Origin of the sequence: Paenibacillus phyllosphaerae (assembly GCF_014192105.1) — a bacterium.
Classification (GTDB): Bacteria; Bacillota; Bacilli; order Paenibacillales; family Paenibacillaceae; genus Paenibacillus_Z; species Paenibacillus_Z phyllosphaerae.
This window is the reverse complement of the sequence record NZ_JACHXK010000026.1, coordinates 29,229-54,050: the sequence shown is the minus strand read 5'-3', so window position 1 is coordinate 54,050 and position 24,822 is coordinate 29,229. Positions and strand designations below refer to the sequence as shown.

Below are 24,822 nucleotides of genomic sequence, written 5' to 3'. Positions count from 1 at the left end.
TACCGCTGTTATTTCCCTATTATCATCGAAAAGCAAGTGCTCGTCAATCTAAAATATGTCATGTTTACTGACACGTGGATACCACAAAAATCACATCAATATTCGCAATTTTCCATCGCTTTAATAGTGTGTCCGTTCGTTATGTTATTATCATGTAACATTCTTCCTGATGCTGGAAGTCCTATAAGTTGACACGTGAAAAAGCTGTTCCAACTGATTGCAACTAAGTTACAAATCATGGCTAGAACAGCTTTACATATGTTCAGTTCTGACGTTAGCCGTTGGAGGATCCGTTATCCGGATCGACTGGCGGTGTACCGTCGCCTTGCTTCTGTGTGTTGATTCGCACTTTCACGCCGCCGATTGTATCCACGATTGGGTCGGTTGTTGCTTCGATCGTTTTATCCGAAGATGAACCGTCGTTGCCATCGATGGAATCTTTGTCGATCAAACGCTTAATTTGCTCCAGCTCCAGCGTCTCTTCGCGAAGGAGCGTCTGTGCGATAAGATGAACCTCTTCGGATCTCTCCGTTAGCAAGTTCTTCGCACGCGTGTAGCAATCATTGATAATGCTCTGCATCTCTTGGTCAATCTCATACGCAATCGCATCCGAGTAATTCTGCTCATGACCGATATCACGGCCCAGGAATACTTGACCTTGCGAGCTGCCGAACTGCATCGGGCCAAGCTTATCGCTCATGCCGTACTCCATAATCATGGAACGTACGATGCCGGTTGCTTGCTTGAAGTCGCTGTAAGCGCCTGTGCCGATCTCGCCGATGAACAGCTCTTCTGCTACACGGCCGCCGAGCAAGCCGGTAACCTTGTCGAGCAGTTCTTGTTTCGTCGTCAGCATACGGTCTTCCTTCGGCAGCATGATGACATATCCGCCTGCGCGTCCGCGCGGGATGATCGTTACCTTGTGCACCATATCCGCGTGCTCGAGGAAATATCCGATGATCGTATGGCCGGCTTCATGATACGCCACGATACGCTTCTCGCGGTCGCTGATTACGCGGCTGCGCTTCTCCGTACCGACGATAACGCGGTCAATCGCTTCGTCCACTTCAACCATTGCAATGTCCTTCTTATTGCGGCGGGCTGCCAGAAGCGCTGCTTCGTTAAGCAGGTTCTCCAGATCCGCGCCGGTAAAGCCAGTCGTACGCTTCGCGATGACATCAAGCTTCACGTTCTTGTCTAACGGCTTATTGCGCGCATGGACCTTCAGTACCGCTTCGCGGCCTTTCACGTCTGGACGGTCAACCGTGATCTGACGGTCGAAACGGCCTGGACGCAGAAGCGCCGGGTCAAGAATATCAGGGCGGTTCGTTGCGGCTACGATAATGATGCCTTCGTTCGCGCCGAAACCGTCCATTTCAACAAGCAATTGGTTGAGCGTCTGTTCGCGCTCGTCATGGCCACCGCCTAGACCGGCGCCGCGCTGACGGCCAACTGCATCGATCTCGTCAATGAAAATGATACATGGCGCGTTCTTCTTCGCATTCTCGAACAAGTCGCGTACACGGGATGCACCGACGCCGACGAACATCTCGACAAAGTCGGAACCCGAGATACTGAAGAACGGAACGCCTGCCTCACCAGCGACTGCTCGTGCCAGCAACGTCTTACCTGTACCTGGAGGGCCGTTAAGCAAGACGCCTTTCGGGATGCGTGCACCTACGGCAGCGAACTTGCGCGGATCCTTCAAGAACTCGACAACCTCGACAAGTTCTTGCTTCTCTTCGTCAGCTCCTGCGACATCCTCGAATGTGACGCGCTTCTTCTCTTCGTTATACAAGCGAGCCCGGCTTTTACCAAAGTTCATCACTTTGCCGCCGCCACCTTGCGCCTGATTGATCAAGAAGAAGAATAGAATGAAGATGATCACAAATGGAATAATCGACGTTAAGAACGTCAGCCAAATGCTATCGCCCTTCATCGGCTTATTCTTCACGTCAACGCCGTTCTTCTCCGCCTGTTCCAGCATATCCTGGACGACGAATTCCTCAACGTTCGTATGCGTGTAGAATTGTTCCGAATCCGCGGTCTCCGGCTTCGTTTTATATTTACCAGTGACCAAATAGGAATAATTCTCGAATTGAAGCGTTAACTCCGCTACATTGTTGTCGTCCAGCGCTTGCTGAAGCTGGTCGTACCGGATTTCGACGCTGCTATCGTTTTGGCTGCTGATAAATTGGAATATCCCAACTGTCACTAAAAAAATGATTAAATAAAATCCAGTGTTACGGATGATCCGATTCATCCCCTACCTCCTCTCAAGACGCTTAAGATATTTTACCATAGCATGAATACCCATCACAAATTCCGTTGCTCTGGGGAAGACATGGCTAAGGCGAATCGCATCGTTCGCGAGATCGGCCATGCCATACGAGAAGATCAACAATTGCTTACTTCTCATACACCTCAGGTTTCAAAATGCCGATAAGGGGAAGGTTGCGGTATTTCTCTGCATAGTCCAACCCATATCCAACGACAAATGCGTCAGGAAGCACGAAACCTTTGTGATCGGCATCCAGTTGTACCTTACGGCCAGCCGGCTTGTCAAACAGCGTCACCAACGTAATGGATTTCGCATTGCGCCGCTCGAGAACGTCGATTAGATAGCTTAGCGTCAGTCCGCTGTCAATAATGTCTTCCACGATGATGATTTCCCGGCCTTGTACCGGCACATCCAAATCTTTGATGATTTTTACAACTCCTGATGTCTTCGTCGACGATCCGTAGCTCGATACCGCCATAAAGTCGATTTCAAGCGGGATTGTAATGTTTTTCACCAGGTCAGCCATGAAAATAAACGCGCCTTTCAAGACGCAAATGACGAGCGGATTCCGCCCTTCAAACTCCCGGCTGATTGTGTCGCCAAGTTCCTTTACCTTCTGCTGAATTTGGTCGGTGTCGTATAGTACTTCTTGAATGTCGTTCAGCAATGCCGGGACCTCCCACGTTTTTACCTATTAATATGAATTAGGGTGTGCTTCTTATTCGGCCTTGCCTGCAAAATCGGCCCGAATGCGCAGCACACGCCGCGTCATGTCCGTGACCTGCGCGGCTGCCCCGCGTCTGATGCCTGGAATCCAGAGGATGGTACCCGTAGCATCGACTAACAGGGGCATAACTTCCCGTCGTGATGGCGGGACGCGTTCATCAACGAACATATCTTGCACTTTTTTGGTGCCGTTTAAACCAAGCACCTGCATGCGGTCACCAGGAATCCGGCTTCGAATAACAAGCGGGTATGTCAGCTGATCTGCATCAAATGCCGCCTCGTTACGCCCGGCAGGCTTCACATAATTGCAACCTTCTTCCCAGGTGAACGTCAAACATGCACCTGCCTCCGAAAGCTCCATGCGCCGCGTGCCTTCCTCAAGCTCGTAAAGATATGTACCTGTTCCGTGAACGGAACCGTCTGAAGCCGAAATACGATTGAACCGCATGGAATCATATTCCCTTGCAATTCGCAAACCACCGCCCGCATCCATCCGCCACGTCGAAGCCGCACCGTCTTCGGCCGCCCTGCGCGAGGTCTCAATGAGATCGAACGTAATGGTGGTTTCCTTTTCCAAGCCCATATGACTCAATATTAGTTTAATCAATCTCCTTTGTAAAGCGACTTGCAAGCCAAGCAGCGCTTTGCGATCGATTCGGCATCCATCTGGGTCTGACTGCACATGACGGCTGTAGGCCTTACGCGCCTCCTCTTCCATCCAATCGTCCTCGGCGGCTGCAATCACTGACAACCGGACCAGAGACTCGGACAGTTGCGGGTTGAACGCGGTTAAGGCAGGCAGAACGTCAAGGCGGATCCGGTTCCGGCTATAATCACGCTTGTTGTTGCTGCTATCCTCGCTAAAGGAGAGCCCGCGCATCGTACAATAATTCAGGATGTCCGTCTTGTTAATACGGAGCAGGGGCCGGATCAGTTGCACGTTTTTTTCGCTGCGAGCCATCGGAATTCCGGCTAGCCCGCTCGTGCTTGTCCCCCGCAAGATGCGCATCAGCACCGTCTCCGCTTGGTCGTCCGCATGATGGGCAAGGGCGATTCGCGATGCGCCGTATTGGGCCGCAACCTGGTGCAGGAATTCATACCGCCGCTGACGCGCAGCCGCCTGTGCGTTCATCCCTGTTTCTTCTATATAAGCAGGCATATCGATGTAGATAGTCTCACAGGCGATCCCAAGCGCATTCGCCCAGATTCGGACAGCTTCCGCTTCCTGAGCCGATTCTTCCCCGCGAAAACCATGATCCACATGTGCCGCTACAAGTTTAAGCCCCTCGTCGGGGGCTATTCGGTAAAGCATATCGAGCAGTGCTGTAGAATCCGGACCGCCTGATACGGCGACGACGATCGTATCGGCAGGTGTCCATAGCTTCTCCCGTACCGCTTCTGACCAAATCTTATGTATAAGTTCCTGTTCTCCCATAGCGAATGAATCCACCTGCCTACTCTTGCAATCGAGGTCTAGCTGCCGTCGCGCTTTAGAGGCCTGCACGCAGCAGCCAATAGATTGTCGTTGCCAGCAAAGCCGCCGAGGCAACGAACAGCCCCTTCATCCAACGGGGTACCGGCGCCGATGGTGCATGGCGGCTGTGCTTATGCTGCCACTGCTGCCAGCTCTTAGCCGCTTCTTGCGTATGGGCGAACTCTCCCCTCAGCGCTTTGCTAAGCCAATCTTCCATTGTTCGAAGCACCGGGTTGACGCGAGCCAGCTTAAGCAGCTCCTCCGGCGCCCGATTCTGAGGCAGCAGCGAAGCGGTCAATGCCGCCAGCCTGCGGCTCTCGTGTATCTGAATGCACAAGACGGCAAATGAAAACAGATCGTACTTCGCGTCGGCCGTCCGCGATCCCGCATTCCAGTAGCCCCTGTCGTAGATCTCGGTAAATTGCCGAACACTCTTGCCAAAGCCCGTCACGCCGCCATAGTCGACCAGCTCCGCACGGCCATAGTCGCCAACTAGCACGTTCTCGACCTTCAGATCACCGAACGTCCACTGTTCGCTATGAAGCTGCGCCAGTTTCACCAGCAGACTGTATCCCACCACCGGGAACCAATCCATCCCCTGCTTGGCCAAGTAATCGAAGAGCGTCATCCCCCGGATGTAGCGCATGACATAGAACGGGTAATCGACCCCATCCGAGTTGCGGAAATCATCGACATCGATCAAGTAGGCTTCGTGCCTGCCGGCTTGGCGCTGTTTGGCGATGGACTGCAGCACATTAACCTCCGATTGCAGATCGACGGCATCGCTGCTGATTTTCATCGCATACCAGGTCCGCTGACGTTCGACGAGAAAGACTTTGCCGTTCGCGCCTTCGCCGAGCAGACGCTCGACCCGGTAGCGGTTCTGCTTCCACTTGCCATGAATCAGCGTGCCCCTCGGCAGCTTCCAATCAAACGACGTAGTCACTCATCATCCCGTCCGTTTCGTCGTTGTTGTTGCCCAAGAACTGCGATGGCGTACGGAAGAAGTCGACCACGTGCATTAGCGCCGGTCCGGTCGGCGTCGTCCCCCGCATCTGCAGCCGGGGCAGGAATTGGGTCACGCCGCGAACGTCGGCCGTCCAATTGAGATCCATCATGCAGTCATCGCCGTGCGCGGATCCCGGAAAGTGAAAGACAGCGATCTCGCTCCGTCCTTGCCGGGCCTGCAAGCTGAGAGACAGGTCGCGAATAGCCTCTTCCACTGCCTGCATCTTCGGCTTCATGCTGGCGCTCGCGTCAATCAACAGCGCGACCTTAAGCTTGGTCGTCTCGCCAAGTTCATCGATGACGCGCACAACCTCGCTGCGCTTCTCAGGCGGCAGACCTTCTATAGAAGAAGTGCCTAGCACCTGTTTCAGCTCGCGATGAACCGCCTGCTGAATCGTCTGCACGACGGTCTTGCGCGTGAGCATCTGGACGGTCTGGGACAGCTGGCGCGTGTGGGCAAGCCGGCTCAAGCCGCCGCCGGCACGCGCGATCTCTTCAATCTCCGCAGAACCGAATTCGCCGAGATCGCCTTGATCGAGCACGCCAACCACATTCACCGTAATGCCTTCCGCAAAGGCCTGCGCTGCTGCAACCACCGGGCTAACGCCGACATTGGAACAACCGTCTGTGATAAGCAAAATCTGTTTCATGCTTCATTCCCCCAAAACATGGAATCTACCGCTAGTGTCTCTATCAGCATATCCACAATTGAGAGAACTTAATCTTTACGCATTAGCATTTGTCATTAACCGTTGTGCGGTGCATACGAATCGTATACCTCTCTATTAGCTTACCAAAATCCCAATTCACGCCACAAGCACCGCTGCCCGCTTCCAGAGGCCCTCCACGGGCGATTCTGCGAAACTTTCACGTTCCGTACACAAAAAAAGTATGCGCCTGCCCGTCCTCGTACAAATCGGCCGCCCCTGTCGCCTGCACGCATCCGATTTGTTCGACTTCCGGCAAACGCATACGAATAGAAGGCTCGCACAAGGCGAAATCTGCTGCAGACAGACTTCACCTTGCGCCGCCAATAGCGCATGGATAAACTTTCGCTATTCCGATTTATCAACTCACCGTCCTTGGGCGTTCCACTTTCGTGACGCCTGGCCAGCGGAAGGTCGCCCACTCCGGCTGGTGCTTGTCTACGCGCGCGACTACAACGGTCATGTCATCGACAATCTCTCCTTTATGATGGCGTACAACCGTATCAAGCAGCGCATCTGCGATCTGCTGCGGTTCTTCGTAGCGGATATCCTGGATGACCCGCTTCATCCACAGCTCCTTATTGACCGCATGGCCGGGCGCATCATAGATGCCGTCGGTCATCATGATAAGCGTATCGCCAGGCTGCAACTGGACACGGATCAGGTCAACGTCAATGTCCTTAAGAATGCCGACAGGCAAATTGCTGGCGGTAATGGGAATGACCTCATTCCCACGTTTAATGAAGCTTGGCGTGGACCCGATTTTCAAAAACGTCGTCTTTGCTGAATACATGTCAATCAGCGCAACGTCGACGGTTGCAAACATTTCATCCTGCGAACGGAGCAGCAGAACCGAATTGACCGACTTGATCGCGAGCTTCTCGTCCATGCCCGATTGCAGCAGCTGCTGCAGAATGGTCAGGGCCGTGCTGCTTTCCAGCTTCGCACGCTCACCGTTGCCCATACCATCGCTGATGGCCACCGCAAATTTGCCGTTCCCCAGTTCTACTGTGCTGAAGCTGTCGCCTGAGAGCAGATCGCCTCCTTTGGCAACGCCGGCAATGCCAGTCTCGACCTCGAATGCCTTCGCGGACCCGAAAATAACAAGCGACGGCTCACCCTGTTTCTCCGCGTGGCGCTCAGACATAACGGCGATTGGCTCGCCCAGGATGTCGGATAAGAGCGGAGCGATAATTTTGCGGCATTCGTCGTAACGACGGCCGAACGTGTGGTAGACTTCAATCTCAACATTACCTTCCTCCAAATTTACGACGTCGATCGTTTGTATCGATAAGCCGAGGCCCTCCAACGCCTCACGGATCTGTTCCTCCTGCAAATGCAGCTGCTGCCCTTCCCGCTTGATCTCGCGCGCCAGGTCCTCCATCACCTGGGATACCCCCGATAGCTGCTCGGCTACCAGTTGCCGGGAATCGTTAAGCTGCTTCTTCCAATGCTGATCGTGCTTGTACATCTCGTACTCCTGCACGAGCACATCCAATACTTGCGTCGGCTTCGCGCAATGGGAGGTCCACTCTTTCGGAATCTCCTTGGCGGTCAGCTTCGTCCGGCCATCCTCCACGACGGTCATCATCTCGGTCATCATTTTGTACGTCTGATAAAATTTCCCCTCCCAGCATAAGTCTTTGCGATAGCAGCTGCTGCACTGTTTCTCCGAAGCCGCATTCATAAAGTGGTTCACCGCTTCATCGCGCTTGTTCTCCACCGTCGTGTTCACCTGGCCAAAGCTGCGCGACAGCTGGCGGAACACTTCCGAGAACTGCGATACCCGCTGCGCCGTAACATCCCTCACCCGCTTCGCATATTCATGCTGGCTCTTCACATGCTCATTCGTGCCGGGAACGTATTTGGCCACCGTACGAATAATCGAGCGCGGCATCAGCAGGAACAAGGTCACGGCCGCAACCGATTCCCACGTCGACGTCATGACATCCGTCTGCGTGCCGATATAGATGGATAGAATGGAAGTACCCAGCAGCATGCCAAATGCGACCGCGAGTTTTCCCCCTTCACGTAGTAGTCCTGCCAACAGCCCGGCAAAGGCAAGCAGGCTCATCTGCACGATCGCGCCAAGATCGGCAAGACTTAAGATAAGACCAGCAACGACGCCGACCGAAGCACCAAGCGGCGCACCGCCAACGAAGGCGAACAGCAGCAGCATCGTCCGGGAGAGCACATGCTCAACCGACATCCCGTACACGACCCAACCTACGGCGCCGGTCATGACCGAAGCCATCATAATCATGAGGCAAATAATTTCTTCGTTCTTCAGTGCTGACGTCTTGCGGGTCATGGTCAGAACCGGAACCGCCTGAACGAATACGAGCGTCAGCACGAACGCGAGGGCTGCCTCGACACCGACCATCATCAACTGATACCAGCCAAGCGATCCCGCGATCACCGTATCGAACAACCTGACGAGCATCGTGGATAAAAAAACGAGCAGCGGCGCATAGTTGAGTTCGGCCTTCTCGTATGCCTCGAGCCCTCGTATGAGCAGATAGACGACTGCAAGCTCCATCGCGATCCACATCGGCTCCGGCGATATCGCGAGGAAGCTGCCACCGATGATGGACAAGCCTACAGGCAGGAAAGCGTCCCTTCGCAAAAAATAGACGACCGCGAAGTACGCGACTGCAAACGGTGTGAGACTCTCCAGTATAACCGCCCGTCCGAGAAGCACCCCCACCGCCATCAGCACGAGCGTCCACTTTTTTGCCGCTACCATCTGCACCCACGGGCGAGCCGCTGCCCAATCTTTGCCCTTGCGCACCTTGCTTTGAATTACGCCCGTCTTTTTCTCTAGCCCAGGGAAGACCACTACGTTATGCTTGTCCATTTGCTCATGCACCACCATTTCCGGGATTTGTGATTCTCATTATAGGAGCGCGTATTCAGGAAGTTTGTCAGAAGGCGGTACTCGGACCAAAGTTTTTTCCGACAAGGCCGCATGGAGGCATGTGCGTAATGTCACCACGAGGAAAACCCAGTGTTTGTAAGGGGTTTCACGCATTGGAGCGCGAGAATGAAACCAACCATTCAACAAAAATCCTTGCTTGGTCAGGGCGAATTCGAGGCGATATGCCGTAGGAACATGTCGGGAATCGGGGAGAAGCAAAGAAAAGTTTTTGCGGTGAAGAGGTATAAACGGGGTTGATTCGGCATATGGAGAGGGTATTTCCGGTTCGGCGAGCGTAAAAGGAGCATGGGCAGGGCTTCGGCATTGCCGATCCGGCGAGTTTACGACAGCGCCAGAAGAGCGGCTGTCGGTGATTGTTGTCGGAGGAAGGGATGCCTCTCTTCGGATAAGGGTGGAGCGAGGTACCGACGGAGGAATGGATACCAAGCAGGGAGAGTCGTTCTAACGGACATCGAGCCGGAACAAATAAAAAAGGCACATCCGATCGCCAGCAGTTGCCGACTTCGGAGTACCTTTGATGTGCCTTATATAATTAGACGCGCTTCGCGCCGCGTCCGCCTCGCTTACCCTCGGTATTCTTCTTCAGGGAGGAAATGCGCTCTTCACTATCTTTCAAGAAGCGGGACATTTTGTCCTCGAAGGACGGTTTGCCATAAGAGGGTTTGCCCGATTGCGACTTGAATGGACGGCCACCGCCGCCGCCACCGCCGCCTGGTCCACGGTTAAATCCACCGCCACCACCGCCGCCTGGTCCGCGGTTAAACCCGCCGCCACCGCCACCGCCGCCGCTTGGGCCACGATCACGATTGAAGCCTCCGCCGCCTGGTCCGCGCTCACGAGCTGGCGGTGCAGAACCTTCTGGCCGATCGACGGCCTGTTTAATCGAAAGTCCGATCTTACCGTCTTTATCCACGTTGATGACCTTCACTGTGACCACATCGTCCAGCTTCAGATGATCCTTCACGTCTTTGACGTAATTATCGGCAATTTCCGAAATGTGAACGAGCCCCGTGACACCTCCCGACAAGTCGACGAATGCCCCGAAATGCGTAATGCCTGTCACTTTGCCCTCTAACTTGGCGCCCACTTCAATTGCCATAGATAAAAATTTTCCTCCCTAACCGTTATGCGAAGCTTCGATGCTTCGAGTTGGATAACGCCTTACGCGTTTACAATAAATAGCGATAATGATGGGTGTATCCTAACGTGATTATAACCGAACGAAGAAAGCAAGGTCAACAGACGTATGTCCCGTATCGGATGCCTATTCTCCGACAACGATCGACTTCTCGCCGGGCTTAATCATGTTCTGATCCCGGCGCGCAACCTGCTGGATGTACTCCGGATCGTTAAGCCGATCGATCTGCAGCTTCAGATCCTCCATCTGCTTGGTTGCCACTTGAATCTTCAGTTGTACCTCGTCTAACTTGCTCTCGGCTTCGCGTTGGCTATCCAGTTGCGCAAACAATGTATACGACGCCCAGAGCATGAACATAACGACGAATAGCAGCCAGATTCTCAGCCGTCGCTTGGTGCCAGCTTGTGCGGTTGATTTGCCCGTTCGTGCCGTCGCCATTCTTCATGTCCCTCCTCGCGTCAATGCTAAAAACGAAACCGTAAGAGTTTTTACCCGTCTGACTTTCGTTTGAACACACGCTGCCATAAATTCTTCGCTCGCGTTATTGCCCCGGCCGAGCGTTCCTTTATCTTCAGCTTGCCGATAAGCGGCCTGCCCCAGCTGAGCGTCCAATTCACGAGCGGTCTTACGAGCGGTCGTATCATCCACCAGAGCAGCAGCCCGAATGGACGAACCAATTGTACCATAATTTTCAGAATGAACATAGTTAGCGCGAGCAAAAACGCAAGCAGCACCTTAGTCAGCTTGTACAATAGGAGCAGCGGCTTGATCACCAGCACCTGGAATGCCTTAATGAAAAACTGAATAAGTGCGCGCACGACCCGAATCAGCAGATGGACCAGCGAAACAACCAGCTTGCTGAACAGCCAATAATACGCTCCGATTCCCAGCAGCAGCCCGATAAACACATATGCCCGCACCTCGCCCTCGTTGCTTGCGGACAATACTTGGAAGACGATGATCGTAGCCGCCACCCAATACAGCAAATCGAAGACCGGAATCCACCACCTGCTGATCTTGAGCTCGTCCGACAGGACACGGTAGCCGTCGAATACGACTCCCATGCCGATCCCCGACAGTAGCATGGCCCCCATCGTCAGCCATTGAATAGCCAGCGTCACTTAAACAGCTTCCCGAATAAACCTTTGGCAGGTTTGCTTGCCGTATTCCCGTCCAGGTAGGCGAGCGAGTGGACGAGTCCTTCTATAGCGACAAGGCCTTGCTCCAAGCTAAGATGCTTCATATGCAAATTCTGCCCGCGAATGGCTAGGAAACCAAGATCCGTCTCGAGCAAAAATTCTTCGCTGTCAAAGCTCTCCACATTCTGGACGCCCGTAATTTCAAGCAGCTTGCGGTTGAGCATCTTAATCTCCTGCCGCTTTTGGTTTTTCCCTTGGTCGATCATTGGCCTTGTCCCTCCTCTTTTACGACTAGCCTATGGGAGGAGAAGAAGTTTTAGAACAAGCATTGATCCTGGCGGCCACCTTCGGCTAATGCGGGCGTACAGGGGGACAACCGCTACCGGCCGTAAAAAAGACCCGCCCCTGCAAAAGCAAGGAACGGGTCTGCCATAGTTGAAAATCCGTCTACCACTCGAGCTTATTCTCGCTCTGGCGCGTCTCTTCCTTCACCAGCGTGTATAAACCGCTGGCTTCATCTTTCTTCGTCGTCTCGGCAAGCCGCTCGACGCGGACCGTAACGATCTTCTGTCCGTATTGTACCGTCAGCTCATCGCCGACCTTCACGGTGCTGCTTGCCTTCGCTTCGCGGCCGTTAATCCAAACGCGCCCTTGATCGGATACATCCTTGGCGACGGTGCGGCGTTTGATCAGTCGCGAGACTTTCAGGAATTTATCGAGACGCATCGATTACTTAATCGCTTCGCGCAGCTTCTTGCCCGCTGTGAACTTCGGAACAACGCTCTCCGGAATGTCCATCGGCTCGCCCGTTTGCGGGTTGCGGCCCGTACGGCCAGCGCGCTTGCTTGTCTCAAAGTTGCCAAAACCGATCAACTGGACTTTGTCGCCACCTGCCAGCGCTTCGGTTACTTCATCCATGAAGCCGTTGAGCACAGCTTCAACATCACGTTTAGTCAGTCCGCTTTTAGTTGCAATGTTCGAAATCAGATCGTTCTTGTTCATGCTGAAATATCCTCCCAATGGGTATATGTTGTATTTGCGGCAACTTGCCGATGTTGGCTTGTATCCTTATGGTGTACGTATTCGAGAAGTTGCTAAAAAAATCCTGCTGATTGGTAAATAATTTTTGAGCTTTATGTCTGTTTAAGGCGAATTTTGGCGACCTAAAGTCAAGATATTTAAGGAATTCGCTTCGCCTCTTCCCAGAATCGATCCATTTCTGTTAAATCAGTCTGGTCAAAGGAACGCCCGCTTATACGGAGCTGCTCCTCAATATACGCAAAACGCTTCTTAAATTTGTGGTTCGTCCGGGCAAGCGCCTCCTCGGGATCGGCCTTGATGAATCTCGCCGCATTGACCGCCGCAAAGAGCAGGTCGCCCAGCTCGCCGGCTTGTTCCTCCGAATCCTTGCTCGCAATCGCTTCTCGCAGCTCGCCAAGCTCTTCCTGGATTTTGTCCAGCACAGGTTCGATCGCATCCCAGTCGAAGCCGACCTTTGCGGCCTTCTTCTGAATCGCATACGCCTTCATAAGGGCAGGCAAGTCTCGCGGAATGCCGTCCAGCTGTGACTGCTTGGATGGGTCGATGCCCTTGCGGAGCTTCTCCTCCGCCTTCATCTGCTCCCAATTCTTCAACGCTTCCTGGGCGTCATTCGCGCCTTGGTCGCCGAATACATGCGGATGGCGGAACAGCAGCTTCTCATTGAGCGTCTGGATGACGTCATAGACGGTGAACGAACCAAGCTCTTCCTCCATCTGGCTGTGCAGCATGACCTGAAGAATCACATCGCCGAACTCTTCCTGCATGCCGACCGGATCGTCATTGTCAATCGCTTCGATCGCCTCATACGTCTCCTCAATGAAGTTCTTGCGAATCGATTGGTGTGTCTGCTCGCGGTCCCACGGACAGCCTTCGGGACTGCGGAGAATGCCGACGATCTCGTGAAGCCGTTCGAAGGTCCGGTTGCGCAGCATGTCGTCCTCCGAACGCGGCACCCAGATGAGCGACAGATTGCCGAAGCCCGGCGTCCGGTCCAGCTCATAGAGCGGAACGGTCAGGATCTGCTCCTCGCCGGCTACGCCGAGCGCATGTCCGACGACGACCGGATGCTCATCCGGGTACAACTCCATCAGCGTCAGCTTCACGTCCGAAGCGGTGAAGCCGTCATAGACTTGCCCGATAACGGTATGCATCTGCGGGCGCAGCAGCGACGCAGTCATACTGGACGCATCCAGCAGTTGGAAGCCTTCGATCGGATCAAAGCCTAATCGCGTGAAGGCTTGGTCGAGGAAGCTCTCACCGCCGAGAATCTGCAAGGCGACACCCGCCTCCGGGCACCGCTCGCGCAGCAGCTGCACCGCACGTTCGGCGACCATCGGATGGCCCGGCACGGCATAGACGATTCCATGGTCCGGATGCGCCGCGGCCGAGAAGCCGATGGAAGCAGCGACAGGCTGGGCAGCCGTCTCCGGCGCAATGCCGGCTGCCGTTCTAGCTTCTTGAATAAGCGATGACGCGATGGCTTCATACACATCCGGGAACGAATCCAGCTGTTCATAGAGATAGTCATAAGAGCGGTATGTAAGCTCGTGCTCCCGGAACAGCTGCATCATAGGGTGCTGGTCGGTGCGTACGAAGCGCTGATGGGACCGCTGCAGCAGCTTCCACACGCCGAGCGTTAATTGATCCGCGTCACCGGAGCCCAAGCCGACGACGGTAATGAAAGGTTGTTTCATGAACGGTATCTTCCTTCCCGCTTGCCTTAAATGGGAGCGGCCATGTCAGTTGGACACTCCGGTAATCGGCTCCACCGCAAGCGGCGTCACCGAAAAATGCCGATGGTACGTGATCGTGACGTTCTCGCCTTCGAATCGGCACGTCAGTTCATCCTGGTAAGCCGTATCGAGCAAACGCAAATAAATGCGGTACGAACCGTCTTCCTGCCAGCGTCCCGCAGCTGCGGCCGCAATCCGTCTTGGACGCTCGCCTGGCTTCCACAGTTCTGCGGCAAGCGGCCATTCGGTAAGCGCCCACTCGTCTTCGCCGACCGTGAAGCGATGCTCGCCCGCTTCGTCCTGCCAGTAGATCCCGCCGCCCTCGGAATCCGGGTGAAGCGTTAGACGCCTTAGTCCAAGGACATTATCCACTAAATTATAAATTTTGCCCGCATAGGGCGCAAATGGGGCGGCCTTATGCTCAGGGGCGGCGACAGCCAGCTGCTCCAGCTTCGATTGGAGGCGCGCGTACGCCGCTTCATCGGCAGGCAATACCTGACGACCGGCTTGCAGCGCAGGCAGCAGATGCGACCACACCGCATTTAGCACTTGGGACAAGTCGCTAAGCGAGCTTGTGAAAGCAAGCACCGCCTCCTCGTTCGGCATGACGAGAATGATCTGGCCGAAGGCGCCGTCCGCCCGGTAGGTCCCGTAGCGGTTGCACCAGAATTGATAGCCGTAGCCGGATGCCCAATCGCTGCCTTGGTTGTCGCCATTGGCGATCTGAGGCCGCACCGATGCTTGGACCCAATCCTCGGGGATGAGCTGGCGCCCTTGCCACCGTCCTCCGTTCAGGTACAGTTGGCCGAAGCGCGCCATCTCTTCCGTCGTGAGCGATAACCCCCAACCGCCTGCGGTAATGCCTTTCGGGCAGGCGTCCCACGTCACATCGGCAATCCCTAGCGGAAGGAAGAGACGCTCTTGCAGATAGTCGACTAGCGTAGTGCCGGTGACTCGCTGGAGAATGGCGGACAGCATATAGGTGGCGCCTGTGTTGTATTTGAAGAAGGTGCCCGGTTCATGGGCAATCGGCAGCGCCAGGAAGGCTTCGACCCAGTCGCTGCTGCCTGACTGGAGCACAGGTATAACGGTATCTACGTCATGTCCGCTCGCCATGGCAAGCAGATGCTTGATTCTCATCCGAGGCAGCTTCGGATCGCGGTCCACCGGGACCGAATCCGGGAAGTACTGCATGACAGAGTCTTCAATGGATAGCAGACCCTCTGCCTGGGCAAGTCCAATCGCTGCCGAGGTAAAGCTCTTGCTTATCGAATTGCTCAGCCGCTTGCGGCGCAAGTCGTACGGCGCCCAGCTGCCTTCGGCGATCACCGTGCCATGCCGTAACAACATAAGGCTATGCAGTTCCTGTCCGGTCGCCGCCGCCGCATCTAGGAACGCGCCAATCGCGCCCGAGTCGACGCCATGCTCCTCCGGCGTGCTTCTGGGCAGCCGCTGCAGGTCAGGATGCGATGCTGCTTGCATAGATATCCCCCTCTTCGATCAAGTAGGCAAAAAGCTTGCATATGCCAATTGTAGGCGATGGCGCGCCTGCGAAGCAAGCTACTCGCCTGGCGGGAGCAGCCGCCAGCGCATGAATCGGGCGGCCAGCGAGGCACCTCCCGGCAGCGCGCGCAAGTCGCGCGCGGTCAAGCCGCCGAAGCGCAGCCCGGCGGCAAGGAACAGCGCCGCTCCGAGGGCGGTGCCGCCGAGCGCAAGCGCCGTCGCTGCCGTCCTCGGCGGCAGCAGCGCATCGAGCAGCGGGGCGCCGCCGCGCTCGATGATGAGCAGCGCGGCGGCCATAACCGCCAGCGCCAGCACGAGGCCCGCAGCTTGCGCCGCGGGCAACACAGCCGCGGATTCGCGGCGAACCGCCGCCGCGCCGAGGAGCGCTGCGCAACCGAGCGCGGCAATACCCGCGCAAGCGGCGCCGTTGATGCCGAGCGCCGGCACGAGCGCCACGTTCAGCACCGCCTTCAGCGCGGCGGCCGCGACCATGAACAACGCCGGCGCGCGGACGGCGCCAAGGCCTTGCAGCACCGAGGAAGCGATCGCGTTCACGGTGCCGAACAAGGCGCTCACGCCAATAAGCGCGAACGTGACGCTCCCCGCTTCGTCGTTATACAACATATGGTTAATCGGCGCGGCCAGCAGCGCCAGTCCCATAGCGGCTGCGGCGCCGAGCCACCAGGCGCCGCGCATGGCAAGGGCAGCCTGATCTCTTGCCGCGCCCGCATCCCCGCGCACCCGGGCTGCCACCATCGCCGGCACGAGCGCCGAACCGACGGCGCCGGCCACCATAACAACCAACTGCACGAGCGGTTGGCCCCGGCTGTACAGTCCGAACTGACGCATCGCCTCGGCTGCATTCCGTCCCTCTTCGCTAAGCAGGCGAGGCACCGTAAAGCTGTCGACGACGCCAAGCATCGGAACGACCAGCGCGCCCAGCGTGACCGGAACCGCAACGCGGATAATCCGCTTCATTAATATAGCGTATCGCGGCGTCTGAATTGCCGGCGGATCGCTTGTCCGACCTTTGGCTTGCGTTAGCGTAACATAAGGCTTCTTCGATGTCACCGATGCAAACGGCTGTACGTGTATACGGCGAGAGTCGCGCCAAACTACAGCCCCCATCATCATGAGGCCTGCCAAGCCGCCAAACAAGGAACCGGCAGTGGCGCCGGCCGCAAGCCGTTCATCCGACCAGCCGAAATGCCAACCGATCAGGAGCAGCGTCAACATCGCGGCTACGCGCACCGTCTGCTCCGACAACTGGGACAAAGCCGCGGGCAACATTCGGCCGAGTCCCTGATAATAGCCGCGCAGCGCGGCTAGCAGCGGCACCACCCACAACGCCAGCGCGCTTGCCCGGATCGCCGATCCGGCGGCTTCATCTCCGATCCAGCCTGCGGCCAGCGTAGAACAGCTCCACATGAGGAAGAAGCCTGCCGCGCCCGTAAGTCCGAGCAGCAGCGCGCTTGCGCTTACGATGCGCCGGACCGCCAGTTTGTTCCCCGTCGCGGCTTGCTCCGCGACAAGTAGCGAAATCGCCACAGGCAGCCCCGCCGTTGCCATGATTAATAGCAGCTGATAGAACGGATATACCGCGTTGTAGATGCCGAATACCCGATCGCCGGCCAAATTCTGCAGCGGAATCTTCTGCAGCGTGCCGAGCACTTTGCTGATGATGACGGCGCCGCCGAGCACCGCCGCACCTTGCAGCACGCCGGTACGACGGCCGCGTTCGGTAGCCCCACGCCCCCCGGATCCTTCCGGCTGCCGATTCCGTTCTTGGTTCGAACTACTCAATCCCTGCACCCGCCCATCTCAATCTCCATTCCTACCATTATAACCGATCATCCGGGCGGCGGGAGCTACCTCGGTCGATTCGATCGCCAGGAATGAAAAAAAGCTCCCCGGAAGATACTCTTCTAGGAAGCTCTAACCTAACATACTACTGCTCCATCTGCTTAGCTAGGAAGCCAGCCGCGGTTTCCACCATTTTGGTTTCCATCTGCGCCATCTTCATATTCTCATCCTTGCTTAGCAGGACTACGGTGCCGATCGGGTCGCCGCCGGCTACGATAGGCGCGACTGCAAAAGCGCTGATCGTCTCGCTGACATCCTTAATGACCTCGAACGAACCGCCGCCAGATTCAGATACCGCCTTCCGGTTCTCCATGCACCCTTCGAGCAAAGAGCCGATTTGCTTCTCCAAGTAGTCTTTCTTGGAGCCGCCCGATACCGCAATGATATTATCGCGGTCCGAGATCAGCGCAATATGCCCGGTGCTTTCCGAAAGCGATTCCGCATACTCCTTGGCGAAAGTGCCTAGCTCGCCGATCGGCGAGTATTTCTTCAAAATCACTTCACCGTCGCGGTCGACGAAAATTTCAAGAGGGTCGCCCTCGCGAATGCGCAGTGTCCGGCGAATTTCCTTGGGGATCACGACGCGGCCGAGATCATCAATGCGGCGAACAATACCAGTTGCTTTCATGTTCTAGTTGCCCCACTTTCCTTGAAGGTTTTGAATTCGACTGGATATTGCGGATCTTGCGGTTGTCTATCGCTCAAGAGGAGAGGATCCTGGACTAGATGGTGAATCGAATCTGACCATAGTATTCATCTCCTCCCATTTTCTTATGCACAAGGGGAATCGGCTGAAATCCTTTATTTTACGCGCCTTGCACTCGGGTGAGCGCGCCCGAAATATGCGATCCTTAGTACCTTGTGCACTTGGAGCGCTTTCCATTCAATCGCAAGGTTGCCACCTACAGGGCGCGCCTGTGAAGTAAAGAAGGTGCAGCCGCCCTTCGCGAGCAGCTACACCGTCAAATACTGCCGGATTACATCGTCATCCAGCGCCTCAAGCCCGCCTTCCCACGCAATCTGGCCTTTATCGAGAATATAAAAGTAATCGCCGACGCTCTTCACGAATTCGAGGCTCTGCTCCGCCAGCAGAATCGCGGTCTGTCCATCGGCCTTGATCGAGCGGATCACATCGCGGATGTCCTCGACGATCGAAGGTTGAATCCCTTCGCATGGTTCATCCAGCAACAGCATATCCGGCATGGAGGCAAGCGCCCGGGCAAAAGCCAATTGCTGCTGCTGCCCGCCGCTCAAATCCCCGCCACGCCTGTGGTACATCGTAGGCAGCACAGGGAACTTGGCGATGGCCGATTCGGGAATGACCCGCTTCTTCTGCCCCCGTCCGGATTCAAGTCCGAGCAGCACATTCTCGAACACCGTCAGCTGCGGGAAAATCTCGCGGCCTTGCGGCACGTAACCGATGCCGCGCTTCGCCCGCTCGCCGGGAGCGCGCCTGGTCAGATCGGTTCCCTTGTAGGAGACCGATCCGCGCCGCGCTTTCAGCACGCCCATGATGCTCTTCATGAGCGTCGTCTTACCTACACCATTGCGGCCCATCAGGCAAACGACCTGACCTGGCTTCACGGCAAGCGTCACGTTGCGCAGGATGACGCTCTCCCCATAACCAGCCTCAAGCTGTTGAACGGCTAGCATCCGCATCCCTCCTCTTCCCTAAGTAGACCTCCGCCACGCGGTCATCCCGCTGCACCTCTTCCATGGAGCCTTCCTTGAGCAGCTTGCCTTCATGCATGACGGTAACTTTGCTCGCGAAATTGCGGACGAATTCCATGTCATGTTCCACCACGATGACCGATTGGGTGCGGCTGATCTCGCGCAGCAGCTCGCCCGTCTTCTCGGTCTCGTTATCCGTCATGCCGGCGACCGGTTCATCTAGCAGCAGCACCTGCGGTTCCTGCATGAGCATCATGCCGATCTCGAGCCACTGTTTCTCGCCATGCGACAGATCGCCGGCCCGCCATGATGCTTTGGTCTCCAGGCCGATCATGGCCAGTTGCGCATGAACTCGGTCGCGATCCTCGCCCCGCAGCTTGGCGCGCATCGTCGCGAATACGCCCCTCGGCTGCTTCATCGCGATCTCCAGATTGTCGAACACGCTCAGCGTGCGGAAGATCGATGGCGTCTGGAACTTGCGTCCGATGCCGAGTTCGGCGATCTGGTGCTCCTTCATCCGCGTAATCTCCGCACTGCCGAAGACGATTCTGCCGGAGGTAGGTTTCGTTTTGCCGCAAATCATATCCAGCATCGTCGTCTTCCCCGCGCCGTTGGGTCCGATCAGAAAACGCAGTTCCCCTTCCAGCAAGCGCAGGTTCATCCCCTGCACCGCCTTAAAGCCGTCAAAATCGACCGTGATGTCGTCACACTGCAGGATAACGGACCGAGTCTGCTCCTTCATGGCCGGCCTCCTTTCGTTTGAACCATTTGAGCTGCGTGAACAAGCCCGCCGCGCCTTTAGGAAGGAACACGACGACAATGACGAACAACGCCCCCATGAAGAACAGCCATGCATCCGGGTACGTCTCGCTGAACACGCTCTTCGCCGAATTGAGCAAGATAGCGCCAAGCGCAGCCCCGACGAGCGTGCCGCGTCCGCCTATGGCGACCCAGAGCACCATCTCGATGGAAGGGACAATCCCCATCATCGACGGCGAGATAATGCCGACGTGCAGGACGAACAACATTCCGGCCAGACCGGCCAAACCCGCGGATACGCTGAACGCGATCATCTGGTACGTCGCCGGGTTGTAGCCGATGAACCGCACGCGGTTCTCGCCGTCATTGATCGCCCGCAGCACCTTGCCGAACCGGCTCTTCACGAGCACCCGGCAGAGCACGAAGGCCGCAATCAGGAACGCCACGGTCACGAGATAAAGCACGGTCTTCGTGCCCGGGGACGCAATGGAATAGCCGAACAGCTTAGTATAGCCCGTAACGCCGTTCGTTCCGCCCGTATACGCTTGTTGGCCGATGAACAGCGTCGTCGTAATAATAACCAGCGCTTGCGTGAGGATTGTAAAGTACACGCCTTTGATCCGGTTGCGGAATGTGAAGTAGCCGAGAATGAGCGCGAGCAGCGCCGGCACCAGAATGCCCGCCAACACCGTGAAGGCAAAGCTGTTGAACGGCTTCCAGAACCACGGCAGCGCCGTCAGCCCGCTCCACTCCATGAAGTCCGGCAGCCGGCCGCCGCTGGCCGTAAGCTTCAAGTACATCGCCATCGCATATCCGCCGAGCCCGAAGAATACGCCATGGCCGAGACTTAAGATGCCGGTATAGCCCCAGATCAGATCCAAGCCGAGCGCCACGATGGCGTAAGCCAGAAACTTCGCAAGCAGATTCAAGCGAAAATCGCTTAAATAGAGCGGCGCGCAGAACAATGCAATCGCCGCCACCGCATAGAGCGCAAGCATCCATTTACCTTGCGGCAGCCTGAGTAATTTGTGCAGCATCCCGTCAGCCCCCTTATCTACGTTAGTCCAGCGAACGCGTCCGCATCGCAATCAGCCCGGACGGCTTCCACTGCAGGAAGGCCACGATGCACAGAAACACGAGCACTTTGCCAAGCGATGCCGTCGTCCAATATTCGAATAAGGTATTCGACAGGCCGATGCCTAGAGCGCCGAATACGGTGCCCACCAGCTTGCCGACGCCGCCCAGGACGACGACCATGAAAGCATCGACGATGTAGTAGGTGCCAAGCGATGGCCCGATCGGGCCGATAAGCGTCAGCGCGCAGCCGGCAATACCCGCAATGCCCGAGCCGATCGCGAATGTGACGGCATCGACCCGTCTGGTCGAGATGCCTAAGCACGCGGCCATCTCGCGGTTCTGCATGACGGCGCGCATACGCCGTCCGGCATGGCTGCGATTAATGTAGAGGTACATCGCCGCAAGGACGACTGCCACGAGCGCGATGATGAACAGCCTTTTGTAAGGAAGCACGACATCGCCAAGTATCGTCATGCCGCCATCGAGCCATGTCGGACTCGTTACCCCGACGTTCGGCGCGCCGAATATCGTCCGTGCCAACTGCTGCAACATTAGGCCCACGCCCCATGTCGCCAGTAGGCTGTCGAGTGGCCGGCCGTACAAGAAGCGGATCAGCACCGTCTCCAGCAAGAGGCCAATGACGAAGGCGATCGCGAAGCTGAAAGGTATGGCAACGACGAAGTACCAATTGAACGCCGATTCGGGCATATAGGATTGGAATAAGTTCTGCATCATATAAGCCGCGTAGGCACCGATCATGATCAGTTCGCCATGCGCCATATTGATCACTTTCATCAGACCGAACGTGATGGCTAAGCCCAGAGCAATCAGCAGCAGAATCGAACTGACGCTGATGCCGTTGAACAGTTGGAGAATCAGAACATCCATGCTTTCACCTCTGCAGTTCAAGCTTCTTATTAGAAGATAAGAAAGGAAGCATCCCATGGGCGAGGGCGCCGAAGTGATCCTTCCTCTCTTGAGCGTTCATTCCATTCCGTTCACATGCGACTGTTGATGCCGATTAGGATTGCAGCCGGGGGCTAGTTGCCGGAGCTTAAGCTCGATGCCCATTCATAGCCCTTGAGGTACGGGTCAGGCTTCACAGGCTCGCCGGAGTTCCACACTTCCTTGAACTGGCCGTCCGTCTGCACTTCGCCGATCCGGACCGTCTTGTAGAGATGCTGCGTCTCGCCGTCGATCTTCACTTTGCCTTCCGGCGCGTCCCACTCGAGCTCCTTGGCCGCTTCCTTCACTTTGTCTACATCCGTGGATCCGGCCTTCTCGACCGCAGCTGCCCACAGATAGACCGCGTCATAGCCTGCTTCGATCGGATCTGCCGTCACTCGGTCTTCGCCGTATTTCTTCTTGTAGTTCTCGACGAACGTTTTGTTCTCCGGCGTGTCCGTCGTCTGGTAATAGTTCCACGCTGCCAAATGTCCAGCCAATACGTCTGCGCCAATGCCGCGAATCTCTTCCTCTGCGACCGACACGGACAGAGTCGTCATATCTTGCGCCGTAAATCCGGCGTCCTTCAGCTGTTTGAAGAAGGCCACGTTACTGTCGCCGTTGAGCGTATTAAAGACGACCTCCGGCTTCGCTTCCTTGATCTTGCTGATGATCGTGCTGTAGTCGGTATGGCCGAGCGGCGTATACTCTTCGCCGACCAACTCGCCGCCTTCCGCCTTCAGCTGCTCCTTAATGATCTTGTTCGCCGTGCGCGGGAACACGTAATCGGAGCCGAGCAGGTAGAACTTCTTGCCTTTGTTCTCCAGCAGCCATGAGACGGCCGGTACGATCTGCTGATTCGTTGTCGCGCCCGTATAGAAGATGTTAGGCGACGATTCTAGTCCTTCATATTGAACCGGATACCAGAGCAGTCCGTTCAATTCCTCGAATACCGGCAGCATGGCCTTCCGGCTTGCCGATGTCCAACCGCCGAATACCGTTGCGACCTTATCTTCGGAGATCAGCTTCCGCGCCTTCTCCGCGAAGGTCGGCCAATCCGAAGCGCCGTCCTCAATGACCGGAACAAGCTTCTTCCCTAATACGCCCCCTTTGGCGTTAATCTCCTCGATCGCCATCATCTCGGCGTCTTTCACCGAAACCTCGCTGATGGCCATTGTTCCGCTTAAGGAATGAAGAATGCCGACCTTAATCTCCCCGCTATCGTCGCTGCTTGCATTACTGTCTGCCGCGCCTTCCGATCCTGCGTTCGTACTCGTGGTCGTTGTCGTGTTGTTGGCGTTGTTACTGCAACCTGCTAATACGATACAGAGCGCGACTAGAAGCAGCGATACACGTTTCCAAACCTTTTGACTCATTCTCCCACTCCCCAACCATTTATTATCTATTTATCCGAACGTTTATTTGGATGATTATTCCAACGTTCGTGATTCTCATTATAGGCAGTGACCATAATTGATGTCAATATATCTAACACAAATGATTGAGTTTTAGTGGATCACTCACAAAACGGGCGGCTCATCTCGGTATTTCTGACGAAATTAATCAACTTACTGTTCATTATCTTCGTTTTCTACAAATAAACTCACGCATATATAACGTAAAAATAACACAATAAGCTTCTACAGGCATAAAAAAAGAACGCCAGCATGACCGGCGTTCTCCCTTATATTCCATTAAGCAAAGCGAATGCACACCGGAGCCCCAATCTCCGCGCGGTGTCCGGTCTCCGTGAGCATGCCTGTCTCGGTATCCACATAGAACGAGACGATCGAATTGGACTGTTGGTTCGCAGCCAGCAGGAAACGTCCATCCGGCGTCAGCCCGAAATTCCTCGGGGTTTGTCCGCCCGTCGATACATGCCCCGCAGCCGTCAAGAGCCCCTGTTCATCGACAGCAAACACGGCAATGCTGTCATGTCCGCGATTGGACGTATACAGGAATCGTCCATCGCCGCTGATGTGGATATCCGCGCTCCAGCTGACGCCGTCATACCCTTCCGGCAGCGTCGAGATCGTCTGCTCCAGCGTTAGCTGCGCCTGCCCCGGCTCATACCGATACACATGAACGTTATTGTCGAGCTCTCCAACGACGTACAGACGTCTGCCGTCAGGGTAGAAAGCCATATGGCGCGGACCTGTTCCAGGCGGCGTATCCGTCTCCCCGACCTTCTCCAGCATGCCTTCCGCCCCGTCCAGCCGGTAATGAATCAGCTTATCGATTCCTAAATCGGCGACGAGCACATAGTTTCCGGACGGATCGATAATCGCCGAATGCGGATGCGGGCCTTCCTGGCGGTCATCCCGCACGCCTCTTCCCTCATGTCTAAGGTTGATGGCGGTAGGACCGATAGAGCCATCGGCCATCACCGGGTACGAAATCACGTTGCCGCCGCCGTAATTGACGACGATGGCTGCTTTTTCATCACGGCTCAGTACAACATGACAGGGCGAGTTGCCAAGCGTAGACTGTTCGTTCAGCGGGGTTAACCCTTCTCCTTGGAGACCGATAATGAAAGAGGCCACGCTGCCTGGCCGATGATCGGTCGTCTCTCCTACGGCGTACAGCCTCGTGCCATCCTTGCTCAGCGTCAGGAAGGACGGATTCTCGGTCCCCGCGATCGCTTCCTTACGCGTTAACGCACCCGTCTGCAGATCGAGCGAATAGAGATAGATTCCTTCCTGATCCTTCTCGGCGTACGAACCGACATAGAATAATTGCTGCATCTCACTCATCCTTTCGCTTCGGCGAATATCGACAATTGGTATATAGAGACGACAAGCCTAGCCGGGGCTTCCCGG

At 55.9% G+C, this 24,822-nt stretch carries 22 protein-coding genes; all 22 read right to left on the bottom strand.

Features of this window, described 5'->3' with window-relative positions; genetic code table 11:
* Window positions 1-274 precede the first annotated feature (274 nt).
* Window positions 275-2,263 carry an ATP-dependent zinc metalloprotease FtsH gene (gene ftsH / locus FHS18_RS30485; protein WP_183604179.1) on the bottom strand — a complete coding sequence of 663 codons (1,989 nt, stop codon included), beginning with the start codon at window positions 2,261-2,263 and terminating at the stop codon, window positions 275-277.
* A 145-nt stretch (window positions 2,264-2,408) separates the two neighbouring features.
* Entirely contained in the window at window positions 2,409-2,948 is a 540-nt protein-coding gene (gene hpt / locus FHS18_RS30480; protein ID WP_183604178.1) for a hypoxanthine phosphoribosyltransferase, read from the bottom strand.
* A 51-nt stretch (window positions 2,949-2,999) separates the two neighbouring features.
* Entirely contained in the window at window positions 3,000-4,442 is a 1,443-nt protein-coding gene (gene tilS, locus FHS18_RS30475; protein ID WP_183604177.1) for a tRNA lysidine(34) synthetase TilS, read from the bottom strand.
* A 55-nt stretch (window positions 4,443-4,497) separates the two neighbouring features.
* Window positions 4,498-5,427 carry a protein kinase domain-containing protein gene (locus FHS18_RS30470; protein ID WP_183604176.1) on the bottom strand — a complete coding sequence of 310 codons (930 nt, stop codon included), beginning with the start codon at window positions 5,425-5,427 and terminating at the stop codon, window positions 4,498-4,500.
* The gene (locus FHS18_RS30465) at window positions 5,411-6,139 is read right to left on the bottom strand and encodes a vWA domain-containing protein (protein WP_183604175.1); all 729 of its coding nucleotides are present in this window, start codon (window positions 6,137-6,139) and stop codon (window positions 5,411-5,413) included. The genes FHS18_RS30470 and FHS18_RS30465 overlap by 17 nt, the downstream gene beginning before the upstream one ends.
* A gap of 418 nt (window positions 6,140-6,557) precedes the next feature.
* Window positions 6,558-9,053, bottom strand: coding sequence for a stage II sporulation protein E (spoIIE, locus tag FHS18_RS30460; protein WP_183604174.1), 2,496 nt, complete (start codon window positions 9,051-9,053; stop codon window positions 6,558-6,560).
* A 613-nt stretch (window positions 9,054-9,666) separates the two neighbouring features.
* The gene (locus FHS18_RS30455) at window positions 9,667-10,233 is read right to left on the bottom strand and encodes a S1 domain-containing RNA-binding protein (RefSeq protein WP_183604173.1); all 567 of its coding nucleotides are present in this window, start codon (window positions 10,231-10,233) and stop codon (window positions 9,667-9,669) included.
* 165 nt (window positions 10,234-10,398) lie between these two features.
* The gene (locus FHS18_RS30450; protein WP_183604172.1) at window positions 10,399-10,710 is read right to left on the bottom strand and encodes an FtsB family cell division protein; all 312 of its coding nucleotides are present in this window, start codon (window positions 10,708-10,710) and stop codon (window positions 10,399-10,401) included.
* Between the two features lie 50 nt (window positions 10,711-10,760).
* On the bottom strand, window positions 10,761-11,393 hold the full coding sequence (gene yabQ, locus FHS18_RS30445) for a spore cortex biosynthesis protein YabQ (RefSeq protein WP_343060750.1): 633 nt from the start codon (window positions 11,391-11,393) through the stop codon (window positions 10,761-10,763).
* The gene (gene yabP / locus FHS18_RS30440; protein WP_183604171.1) at window positions 11,390-11,677 is read right to left on the bottom strand and encodes a sporulation protein YabP; all 288 of its coding nucleotides are present in this window, start codon (window positions 11,675-11,677) and stop codon (window positions 11,390-11,392) included. Before yabP ends, yabQ begins: the two co-directional genes overlap by 4 nt.
* A 181-nt stretch (window positions 11,678-11,858) precedes the next feature.
* Entirely contained in the window at window positions 11,859-12,137 is a 279-nt protein-coding gene (locus FHS18_RS30435) for an RNA-binding S4 domain-containing protein (protein WP_183604170.1), read from the bottom strand.
* Window positions 12,138-12,140: 3 nt separating this feature from the next.
* Window positions 12,141-12,413 (bottom strand): HU family DNA-binding protein, encoded by a 273-nt coding sequence (locus FHS18_RS30430; protein WP_183604169.1) that lies wholly within the window; start codon window positions 12,411-12,413, stop codon window positions 12,141-12,143.
* Window positions 12,414-12,589: 176 nt separating this feature from the next.
* A complete protein-coding gene (gene yabN, locus FHS18_RS30425) occupies window positions 12,590-14,146 on the bottom strand; it encodes a bifunctional methyltransferase/pyrophosphohydrolase YabN (RefSeq protein ID WP_183604168.1) in 1,557 nt (518 codons plus the stop codon).
* 45 nt (window positions 14,147-14,191) lie between these two features.
* Window positions 14,192-15,667, bottom strand: coding sequence for a serine hydrolase domain-containing protein (locus tag FHS18_RS30420; RefSeq protein ID WP_183604167.1), 1,476 nt, complete (start codon window positions 15,665-15,667; stop codon window positions 14,192-14,194).
* Between the two features lie 78 nt (window positions 15,668-15,745).
* Window positions 15,746-17,491, bottom strand: a complete 1,746-nt coding sequence (locus FHS18_RS30415; protein WP_183604166.1) for a putative polysaccharide biosynthesis protein — start codon at window positions 17,489-17,491, stop codon at window positions 15,746-15,748.
* A gap of 145 nt (window positions 17,492-17,636) precedes the next feature.
* On the bottom strand, window positions 17,637-18,179 hold the full coding sequence (gene spoVT, locus FHS18_RS30410) for a stage V sporulation protein T (RefSeq protein WP_183604165.1): 543 nt from the start codon (window positions 18,177-18,179) through the stop codon (window positions 17,637-17,639).
* A gap of 326 nt (window positions 18,180-18,505) precedes the next feature.
* Window positions 18,506-19,204 (bottom strand): urea ABC transporter ATP-binding subunit UrtE, encoded by a 699-nt coding sequence (urtE, locus tag FHS18_RS30405; RefSeq protein ID WP_183604164.1) that lies wholly within the window; start codon window positions 19,202-19,204, stop codon window positions 18,506-18,508.
* Entirely contained in the window at window positions 19,182-19,964 is a 783-nt protein-coding gene (gene urtD / locus FHS18_RS30400) for an urea ABC transporter ATP-binding protein UrtD (protein WP_183604163.1), read from the bottom strand. Before urtD ends, urtE begins: the two co-directional genes overlap by 23 nt.
* A complete protein-coding gene (urtC, locus tag FHS18_RS30395) occupies window positions 19,927-21,018 on the bottom strand; it encodes an urea ABC transporter permease subunit UrtC (RefSeq protein WP_183604162.1) in 1,092 nt (363 codons plus the stop codon). Before urtC ends, urtD begins: the two co-directional genes overlap by 38 nt.
* 22 nt (window positions 21,019-21,040) lie before the next feature.
* Window positions 21,041-21,946 carry an urea ABC transporter permease subunit UrtB gene (urtB, locus tag FHS18_RS30390; RefSeq protein WP_183604161.1) on the bottom strand — a complete coding sequence of 302 codons (906 nt, stop codon included), beginning with the start codon at window positions 21,944-21,946 and terminating at the stop codon, window positions 21,041-21,043.
* 152 nt (window positions 21,947-22,098) lie between these two features.
* On the bottom strand, window positions 22,099-23,379 hold the full coding sequence (urtA, locus tag FHS18_RS30385) for an urea ABC transporter substrate-binding protein (protein WP_183604160.1): 1,281 nt from the start codon (window positions 23,377-23,379) through the stop codon (window positions 22,099-22,101).
* Between the two features lie 318 nt (window positions 23,380-23,697).
* A complete protein-coding gene (locus FHS18_RS30380; protein WP_183604159.1) occupies window positions 23,698-24,747 on the bottom strand; it encodes a lactonase family protein in 1,050 nt (349 codons plus the stop codon).
* Window positions 24,748-24,822: the final 75 nt, after the last annotated feature.